At 63.5% G+C, this 9358-nt stretch carries 6 protein-coding genes; 2 read left to right on the plus strand and 4 right to left on the minus strand.

Features of this window, described 5'->3' with window-relative positions:
- Nucleotides 1–1230 (minus strand): acetyl-CoA C-acyltransferase (locus VEK15_10205; protein HXV61055.1); only part of this gene is annotated, 1230 nt, incomplete at its 3' end.
- 200 nt (nucleotides 1231–1430) lie between these two features.
- On the opposite strand from VEK15_10205, the gene VEK15_10210 reads away from it, so the two are divergent.
- Nucleotides 1431–2336: a tetratricopeptide repeat protein gene (locus VEK15_10210; GenBank protein HXV61056.1), complete on the plus strand. Its 906-nt coding sequence runs from the start codon at nucleotides 1431–1433 to the stop codon at nucleotides 2334–2336.
- 52 nt (nucleotides 2337–2388) lie between these two features.
- Here the strand turns inward: VEK15_10210 and VEK15_10215 are convergent, their stop codons facing one another.
- The 3 genes from VEK15_10215 to VEK15_10225 form a co-directional block, all read right to left on the minus strand.
- The gene (locus VEK15_10215) at nucleotides 2389–2889 is read right to left on the minus strand and encodes a hypothetical protein (GenBank protein HXV61057.1); all 501 of its coding nucleotides are present in this window, start codon (nucleotides 2887–2889) and stop codon (nucleotides 2389–2391) included.
- A gap of 97 nt (nucleotides 2890–2986) precedes the next feature.
- Nucleotides 2987–4783 carry a sulfatase gene (locus tag VEK15_10220; protein ID HXV61058.1) on the minus strand — a complete coding sequence of 599 codons (1797 nt, stop codon included), beginning with the start codon at nucleotides 4781–4783 and terminating at the stop codon, nucleotides 2987–2989.
- On the minus strand, nucleotides 4780–8220 hold the full coding sequence (locus VEK15_10225; GenBank protein HXV61059.1) for an FG-GAP-like repeat-containing protein: 3441 nt from the start codon (nucleotides 8218–8220) through the stop codon (nucleotides 4780–4782). Before VEK15_10225 ends, VEK15_10220 begins: the two co-directional genes overlap by 4 nt.
- An 85-nt stretch (nucleotides 8221–8305) precedes the next feature.
- Here VEK15_10225 and VEK15_10230 point away from each other — a divergent pair.
- The coding region (locus tag VEK15_10230) for an ABC-F family ATP-binding cassette domain-containing protein (GenBank protein ID HXV61060.1) at nucleotides 8306–9358 on the plus strand (1053 nt) is incomplete at its 3' end.

Here is a 9358-nt window from a genome sequence, read left to right on the forward strand (position 1 = left end):
GAAACCTCCTCCGCGCCGCCGAAGCTCGTTCAGCACGCTCAGCGTGATGCGCGCGCCCGTTGCCCCGAACGGGTGGCCGAGCGCTATCGATCCCCCCAAGACGTTCAACCGCTCGGGGTCTACTTCGCCGAGCGGAGTCGCCCGGCCGAGCTTCTCCCTACAGAACCGTGTCGAGGCGAAGGCCCCGAGAACCGAAAGGACCTGGGCGGCAAATGCCTCGTGGAGATCGACGAGGAGCATGTCGCCGAGCGTGAGACCGGCTCGCTCGAGGGCGATGGCCGTACTGTAGACAGGCCCGATCAGGAGCTGATCGAATGGATCCACTCCCGCAAAGGCATAGGAGCGAACATAACCGAGAATCGTCCGGCCTTCCGCTCGAGCCTTGTCCTCTTTCATGAGAACGAGGGCCGCGGCGCCATCGGTCAGCGGTGAGGAATTTCCCGCGGTGATCGATCCGTAACGTCGATCGAACACGGGCCGAAGGGAAGCGAGAGCGGCGAGGTCGGTGTCGCGTCGAATTCCATCGTCTTCGGCGAGCGATGCATCGTAGCCTGGGGCACGGTAGTAACGAACGATCTCCGCCGGAAGCCGGCCATCAGTGGTGGCCGCGGAAGCGCGCTCGTGGCTTTGCAGGGCGAAGCGATCCTGTGACTCTCGTGAAACGCCGTTCTCCTTGGCCATCTTCTCCGCCGACTGTCCCATCGTCAGACCCGTCGAGTACTCCGCGATGGCGGGGGCCGAGGGCAGTAGGTCCTTGGCTCTCAGCGAAGAGAAGGCGCGAAGCTTCTTTGAAAACGTTCTCGCTTTGCTGGCGCCGAGAAGGGCTCGGGCGAGTGGGCGAGAGACCGTGATGGGAACGTTCGAGAGCGATTCGGCCCCACCGGCGATTACCGTGGCGGCCTGATCGGTTTGTATGGCTTCCACGGCGCTCGCTATGGCCTGGTTGGCGGACGCGCAGGCCCGTGAAACGGTGAAGGCCTCGACCGTTGGCGGGAGCCCCGCAGCTAGCGTGGCTTCGCGGGCGAGATTCGAGATGCTCGGATTCGCCACGACGATGCCGAGCACGACCCGATCCACTTCCGACGACCGAAGCGCGGCTCGTGGCACGATCTCGGCGACGACGGTTCGCGCGAGGTCGAGGGCACTCTCGTTGGCGAGAAACCCGCCCGCCTTGGCAAAGGGTGTCCGGCAACCTCCCACGAAGGCAACCCGCGGTCCGCGGCTCGTCATCGAGGGGAATCTACGACGCAGGGAGGGCGAAGGCAAACCACGACGTCTCGAGCTTGCGCTAAAATAGCTTCTAGGACTCTGCCCCAGGAGCTCCGCGTTTTGGTTGCCGCTTGTGTCGGCGCTGTGGTAGGGTTCCGGGCTTGGGCGATTGCGGCCCGGCAGTGTCGCCCGAACAAAAAAGAGCAAGAGGAGACATTTAGATGAAGACGTGGCTAACTTTCGTCATCGCTTCGCTGGTAGCGAGCGGTGCTATGGCCCAGCAGGAGCAACCGGGAGCCCAGGACTTCCTGGCAGGCCAAGAAGCCATCAAGAAGAACGATTATGACGCGGCCATCCCCGCTTTCGAGAAAGCCCTGGCCGCCAATCCAGATCTCTTCGCCAGCAACTACTACCTCGGCTGGGCCTACCGGGCCAAGCAGAACTTTCCGAAATGTGGCGAGAATTTCGACGCCTTTCTCAAGAAGGTCGGAAGCAATCAGGATGCGGCGGAGATGATCGGCCACGCGAACCGAGAAGGTGGATTATGTTTGGCTCGCGCCGAGAACACGCAGGCCATTCCGCTTCTGGAGAAGGCGGCCTCTGCCAAGCCGAACGACAAGGAAGTTCAGTACATGCTCGGAGTCGCTCTGATGCGAGCCAACCGCGAGGGCCCGGCCGAAGCCGCCTTCGGGAAGGTGATCCAGCTCGACCCGGCGCTTCCTAACCCGTACTACTTCGCCGGCAGGATCAACTTCAACCGGCAGGAGTGGGTGAAAGCCGAAGAGAGACTCTCGAAGTACCTCGAGCTCAAGCCCGACGACACGTTCTCTCCCGACGCCCATTTCATGGTCGGGTCGGTTGCCATCCGCATGGCGGAGGGCTCTCCCGACGCCACGGCGGCACAGGACAAAGCCATCTCCCATCTCCAGCAGTTTTTGACCGCCAAACCCAACGCACCCCAGTCCGCGCAAGCCCACTACATCCTGGGAAGCCTCGCGGCGCAGCGGGATGACAACGCCGGAGCCAAGACGCATTTCCTGAAGTACCTCGAGCTCGAGCCCAACGGACCTCAGGCGGAGGAAGTAAAGAAGTTCCTCCAAGACCTTCAGGCGGGCGAAGGCCAGTAAGGATCCCAGGAGCGGGTTCCAGCTTTAGAGAGGCGACTGTCCGCTCGATCCTCTATTCCCGTGATGTGGCGACGAAGGAGCTCCTTCGTTCTGGTGGAGGCAGTTTGCGCCGGAGAACGAGAGGAGGGAGAGGTGGCTCGGACAGGGCGAGTCGCTGCCGTTCGACCTGCCACAAACGTCCGAGCAGCTCGTTGAGCCACTCGAGCTCACCAAGCGAATAGCGGACGTCGGTGGATTCGTAGCGCTGAATCCAGTGATCGGGGTCTTCCTGGACGATGTCGTACCAGATGAGATCCACCCGCTTCGTCCGTGTGCGTGCGATCTCGAACTCCTCGGCGATCGTGTCGAGAAGCCCGCCCTGTCCCAGAAGCTTGTTACGGGCGGCCAGGTATCCGATTCCCCGGATCAGGTACAGAAGGCACCAGCGTATCTCGGGAGTCAGCGAGTCGGGATCGGCGAGCATACGGGGGACGAGCGACGAGGCGGCTCCGGCCTCCTCATCGAGGAGCAGGCGGTAAAGCTCGGCGCGTATCCGAAAATGCTCGACGTCCATCTTGTTTCGTTCAAAAGACTCCGACTGGCGCCGCTCAACACGGCGCCAGTCCCTCGATAGAATACCAGAGAACGCGGCTCGTCAAGGCGAAAAACGTTCAGGGAATGTAACCGAGCGCTCGAAGCCGTTCGACCTCCTCGGGGGTTAGCTCGACCTTGGGACTGGCGCTTTTCCCCGCCCGGCGTGCCGTGGCTGCGGTCAGGTAAGCGTCCAGTGCTTGGGAGAGACGGCCTGAGTCGCCCTCCTCTCCGTTTCGCTCCTCGGGGTCCGCCAGCAGATCGAACACGCGAACTCCCACTTCGTTCCCTTTTAACGTGTAGATTACCTTGTCGCCCGACGCTCCTCGACGCATGGCGATCAGATGCGAGCCGTCGAGGGTGTGCTCCGTCTCCGACCAGGCCTCGACCGGCTCATCGCCATCGAGGAGACTTCGCCCTTGGAACGTCTCCGGGACTTCGACCCCGAGAACCTGCGCGACCGTGGGCGCAACGTCGATGAGGCTGACTTGTGCCTCGACCCGTCCGTTCGGATGGCCGAGGGAGAGCGGAAGCTTCACGACGAGGGGAATTCGTAGCTGTTCCTCGTAGAGCGTCTTCTGGTGCTCCCACCCGCCGTGCTCGAGAAACTCCTCGCCGTGATCGGACGTCACGACGATGATCGACTCCTCGAACACGCCCAGACGTTTCATCTCCTGGAACAGCCGTTCGACATGTCGGTCGGTGTAGAGGATCTCTCCGTCATAGAGCGCCTGGATGTGGTGAAGGTCGGAAGGTTCGATCTCCTCCGCGGTGAGCTCCTTGAAATCCCACCAGATTCCCGTGGCTTCACCCTCGTAGCGAGGGTCGAAAACGTCGTCGTAGGGAGCGGGCGGATCGTAGTGCCAGTGCGGGTCGTAGTAATGAACGAACAAGAAGAAATCGCGGTCGGCCCACGCATGCAGAAACCGTATTGCCTGGTCGGTAACCTCTTCGGCGCGCGTCTCGGGAAGATAGCGGTGGCGATCGAAACCCGTCCCGAAGCCGTAATGACGCGAGAGGTACAAGTGCGTCACGATCGCCTGAGTGAAGAATCCATTGTCACGGAGGAGCTGCGCCAGATTCGGCCATTCGGGGGAGAGTCCGACGTGGAGGTCAGAGGCGCCGTGCACGCTCGGAACGGTCGACGTCAAGAGCGACGCGTGGGCGGGAAGCGTCCAGGAGGACGTGCTCACCGCATCCTCGAAGACGAGCGCGTCCGACGACAAGGCCTCGAGTCCGGGGGTGGTGCGTCTCGGATAGCCATAGAGGCTCGTGTGGTCACGGCGAAGGGTGTCGATCGAGACGATCACGACGCCTCGGGAGCGCGGGTGTCGGCCCCGATCGTGAAGCGCGGGGTCGGCGAACACACCGACGAGTGGAAGAGGCGGTGCGCCTTCCACCGCCTCGTAGCCGGGAAACGACGTCTCGAGCGAGAGCCAGATCTCCCGGCCCCCGTGCCGACCGAGATCCACGCTCTGGTCGATCCAGCGTCCCCGCCGGCCAACGTGGATCTCGCGGTCGAAGAGAACGTCGTCGACGACTTTGTCCCCGGCACGCACGCGAAAACGCATTCGGGCTCCGGGGAGCGGCTCGTCCCCTCTCGCGTGCGGCGCTTGGGCTATGCCCATCGCGAACGTGAGGAACCCTTCCGCGGGAACGGTGACTCGGTAGCGGAACTCGGCGGGAGTGGGCGCGACCAGGGCAGGCCTTATGTCCCCGGAAAAGTCGATCGGCGATCGAAGCTCCTCCTCTTCGGTCGGTGAGAATACGACGTAGGTGAGGCCGAGAAGATCGACGGGGGCCTCGGGCTCTCGTCCGCCACCGCAAGCCCCTGCGGCGAGCGCCAAGCCGAATGCGGCCAGCCGGCTATGCGTCATCGATCGCGAGGTCCGACGTATCGAGTGTTGTACTCCTGGCGATAACGAAGAAGGGACTCCGTTTCCGGGAACTCGGTCTCATCGGGGTACGGATACGACGGCATTCCGTGGAACGGAAGAGGCTCGATGTGGTGGGGGCGCGCCGAGTTCAGATCCATGTCCTTCCCGAAGCCGTCCGCGAGGGCGAAAAAGCTCCGGGTGCGCCCCGCGGCAAGCTCGGGGAGCCGGGAGGCCTCGAAACCGAGGCGGACTTCATCACCGTGACGGGTGATCACGTAACGATCGTCGATCGTGTCGAGAAGCTCGGAGACGTCGCCGTAACGCGTGTAAGCGCCCTCGTGGGCGTCCCACAGATCGTCGGGCCGTATCGTATCGTAGGTGTAGAGAGACGGCGCCCGGCCGTCGGGATCAAACGGTGCCGGATAGCCCAAAAAGCCGAGCTTCGCGGTCGAGGGGGTAAGCTCGGTCACGGTGAGCCTCGCATCGGGAACGACCTCGGCGACTCCAATCCAGTCCCAGTAGAGTCTCATGCTCGTCGTGATGCGGAGGTGAGACCGCTTCCGATCCACGAGACCTTCCAGATCCACGAGCATCGTCTTCGGAAGACCGGCGGGAAATCCCATTTGAGGAAGATTTCGATCGAAGCGTCCCGAGCCGTCACCCGCTTCGAGATAGGGCGTCACGAGCCGGACGCCCGCCTGGGAAGCGGCCAGGTTCGAGCTGGAGTCGGCATAATCCACCCAGCCATAGAGAAGCAGCACGTAGTGCGCGCCCTCCTCGATCGCGCCGAGATCGAGCGTGAGGGTGTGCTCCTCCGCATAGCCCTTGAACGGCAGGAGCGCGAAGCCGTCGGGGTACCGACGGTCCTTGGACCGCAGGCGCTCGGTCACGTCCGTGCCCCGGTGGTCGACTGCCCCGGCCACGCTGCGCACGTCCCGCACCGCGTAGAAACGGTGCTCGGGGTAGGGCGGTCCGGGCATGAGCCTCTCGTTCGCGAAGACCTCGACCTCCTTCGGATGATCGACGGCCAGAAGGGCTGCCTTGTCGTACAGGATGACCTCCTCGAGCTGGTTCACCCACCTGATGTCGTACGCCCCGTCACGAGGAGTCATGGGGAAGGCCTCGAGCTTCACGATCTCGTCGGTGTCGGGGGTGTTGAAGACGCCGGGCGCGAGGAGGTTGCCGATGGCGCTTCCGCCGAGAAAGTCGGTGACGAAGCGGACTTTCTCACCGTCCCAGGCATAGAGGATGGGGCAGGACGTTCCCTTGCGGTTCAACTCCTCGATCTTCGCGGTCACGCCGGAAGCGAGGTCCATCTCGATTTGCTTGACGCCCCCCGGCCACAGAAAACGCACGTAGTCGGGAGCCTGAGCGTTCCCGAGCCCAAAATGGAGCGGAAGCTCGCTCTGGGAGAAATAACCGCTGGTCGAGCGAACTTCGCGCCTGAGGCTCGCGTCGCCGACCCTCACCTCGACTTTGGTGCCGAGTCCGTCGAGATTGCTTCGAAGTCCCTGCGCCCTGATGCGCACGTGAGCGTTCCGGCTCCCTGCTTCGTTTCGGAAGTAGGCGAGCTCTCCGCGGTTCGTGCCGACGAGCAGGTCGAGATCGCCGTCGGAGTCCACATCGGCCACCGCGAGCCCTCTTCCCTCGCCGCTCACGCTGGCTCGCAGATTGGCGGCCCGGACGAAGCCACTCGGCAAGCTCTCGTAACAAGCCGCCAGAGCCTCCGCCTCGTTGACCACCAGGGCGAGATCGAGATCGACGTCGTTGTCCGCATCGAGGAACGAAGCGCCATATCGGGCCCCGGGTGCGCCGGCCGCGAGCAATCCGGTCGAGAGCACGTCGGGCCGGAAGCCGTCGCCGGCCGCCCCTCGGAGGAGCAGGTTGAGGCTCGAGCCTTCGGCGGTGAAGAAGAGATCGAAGAAGCCGTCACGGTCGAAATCGCCCGAGTCGACTCCGCGGGTCCTTGTGCCGGTCTCGACACCGAAGTCGACGGCCGATTCGGTGAAGGTCCCCACGCGATCGTTGGAGAACAGGTCGCTCGGGGCGCCGTCGTTCACCACGATGAAATCGATGTCCCGATCTTCGTCGAGATCGGAGAAGAGAGCGACGAGACTCCGTTTCGCTCCACCATCGGTGCGCGTTTCCCGCGCCGTTTCGGTGAAGGTGCCGTTGCCGTTGTTCCGGTAGAGACGGTTCGGTGCGCCGGGGAGATCGAATGGAACGTCCAGTCGATCCACGCCCTCGGGTGCCTGCTTCGCGAGAAAGTTGGCCACGTAGATATCGAGGTCCCCGTCATGGTCGACGTCCGCGAGGCTCGCCGACACCGAAACGTCGTCGCCGCGAACGGTCTCGTCGGCCGATGCCGAGAAGCGGCCCGCGCCGTCGTTCAGGAACAGAGCGTTCGCCCCGACACCGGTAAGATACAGGTCGGCGTCGAGGTCGTTGTCGATGTCTCCGCTGACGACGCCCACGAAGGAACCTTCGCTCGGAAGACCGCTCCCTTCGACGCGCTCGAACCTCCCGCCGACGTTTCGGAAGAAGATGGGCGCCCCGTCGCGAACGAAGACGACGTCCGGATCGTCGTCGTCGTCGAGATCCCGGAAGACGAGCCCCGTTCCGAGAGGCGGAAGGGCGACTTTCCGGATCCAATCGGCGTCGTAAGCCGACACGGGGATACTTCGTGGAGGTGGCTCGATTCGGAGCGCCTCGAGAACGAGGCCGACGTCCTCGGTTGCATCGACGAAGCTCAGGCCGTTCGCCCGCACCGGCTCGTTCGCGCGAGGCTGGAGGGGCTCGCCGCGCGCCTCCATCGCCTCGGCGTAGGGGCCGAGCTCGGTGTACTGCAGCCCGGCAGAGGCGGCATCGGCGGGGAAGCTCTCCTTCAACTCTCGAAAGAGCATGAGCTCCCGCTGACCTTCCTCGCGCCGCCCCTGGCGGATGAGGACGTTTCCGAGGCTGAAATGCGCGGACTCGTTGGACGGCTGGAGCTCGATCGTTCGCCTCAGGCTCGCTTCGGCATCCTCGAGCCGTCCCAGGTTGGCGTAGAGGGACCCGAGGTAATAGTGGGTCATCGAGTCCATCGGATCGATGGACTTCACCTTCTCGAAATACGAAAGCGCTCGTTCGGTCTCGCCCTGGAGCTTGTCGATGAGCCCCAGGTTGTAGTGCACGTAGGGGTTCTCCGGAGCGAGGCCGAGCGCGCGTTCGAGGGCGACCCGCGAGCGCTCGAAGTCCCTTTCGTTGAAGTAGGCGATGCCGAGGTTGACGTAGCCGGAAACGGAGCCGGGGTCGAGCGCTACTACCTGCTCGAACTCGGCGGCTGCCTCGGCGAAACGGAACTGCTCGAGCAGCGCGACGCCGCGGTTGGCGTGCCGGCTCGGGTCATCGGGCTGGCTCACGAGGAGAAGTGCGAAAAGGGGGAAGTACGTCTTCATGTTGGGGCAACCTTCTGCGAAACAAGCTATTATAGTGAGACCGGTTCCGACTCGCGAGGGTCGGAGCCGTTTTTGTGTTGTCGATATGTTTCAGATTCAAGAGCTTACGAAGAGCTTCGCCGGAAGGGTCATTTTCGACCGAGTCACCTGGAATGTGTCGGATGGCGATCGCGTCGGGCTGAGCGGACCGAACGGCTCGGGAAAGACGACGCTTCTTCGGCTCGTGGTGCGGGCAGAGCATCCCGACGACGGCAAGGTCACCATGCCGAGGGGGACCACGGTCGGATACTTGCCCCAGGACGGCCTGAGCCACTCCGGCAAGACGCTCCGGGATGAGGCTCTATCGGCATTCGATGACGTTCTCTCTCTCGGGGAGGAGATGAAGGCGCTCGAGGAGCGCATGGAAACGATCGACCCTTCGAGCGACGAGCACCATCGAGTGCTCGAGCGCTACGGCGAATGCCGCGAGGAGTGGGACCGCCGGGGCGGGTTCACCATCGAGTCGCAATCGGAAGAAGTCCTGCTCGGGCTCGGCTTCACCACGAACGATCTCGTGGCGCCGACGGAGAGCTTCAGCGGCGGCTGGCAGATGCGCATCGCCCTGGCGAAGCTCCTGCTGTCGCGGCCCGACGTGCTCCTTCTCGACGAGCCCACGAATCACCTGGATCTCGAGGCGCGGAACTGGCTCGAAGCGTTCCTCGCCGACTACCCGCACGCCGTCGTGATGGTCTCCCACGACCGCTACTTTCTCGATCAGATCGTCAACCGAATCACCGAGATCGATCGACGCAAGCTCGTCGATTACACCGGAAACTACACCAAGTACCTCGAGGTGCGGGCGAACAACCTCGCCGAGCTGCGCGCCAAGGCCTCGCGCCAGCGGGAAGAGATCGAGCGCATGAAGCGGTTCATCGACCGCTTCCGTGCCAAGGCTACCAAGGCGAAACAGGTCCAGAGTCGGGTGAAGATGCTCGAGAAGATCACTCTCATCGAGGTCCCTCCCGAACGCAAGCTCATGCGACTCCGGCTGCCCGAGCCGCCTCGCTCGGGCCGAGCCGTGATCGAGCTCGAGAACATCTTCAAGAGTTACGGAGGCAACCGTGTGTTCGCCGACGCGTCGCTCGTCGTCGAGCGCGGA

Source organism: Vicinamibacteria bacterium (assembly GCA_035620555.1).
Lineage (GTDB): Bacteria > Acidobacteriota > Vicinamibacteria > Marinacidobacterales > SMYC01 > DASPGQ01.

Bases quoted from the DNA above. Each gene is read 5' to 3' on its own strand.
- VEK15_10225 (HXV61059.1), bottom strand. From the start codon at position 8,220: ATGAAGACGTACTTCCCCCTTTTCGCACTTCTCCTCGTGAGCCAGCCC.
- VEK15_10215 (HXV61057.1), bottom strand. From the start codon at position 2,889: ATGGACGTCGAGCATTTTCGGATACGCGCCGAGCTTTACCGCCTGCTC.
- VEK15_10210 (HXV61056.1), top strand. From the start codon at position 1,431: ATGAAGACGTGGCTAACTTTCGTCATCGCTTCGCTGGTAGCGAGCGGT.
- VEK15_10220 (HXV61058.1), bottom strand. From the start codon at position 4,783: ATGACGCATAGCCGGCTGGCCGCATTCGGCTTGGCGCTCGCCGCAGGG.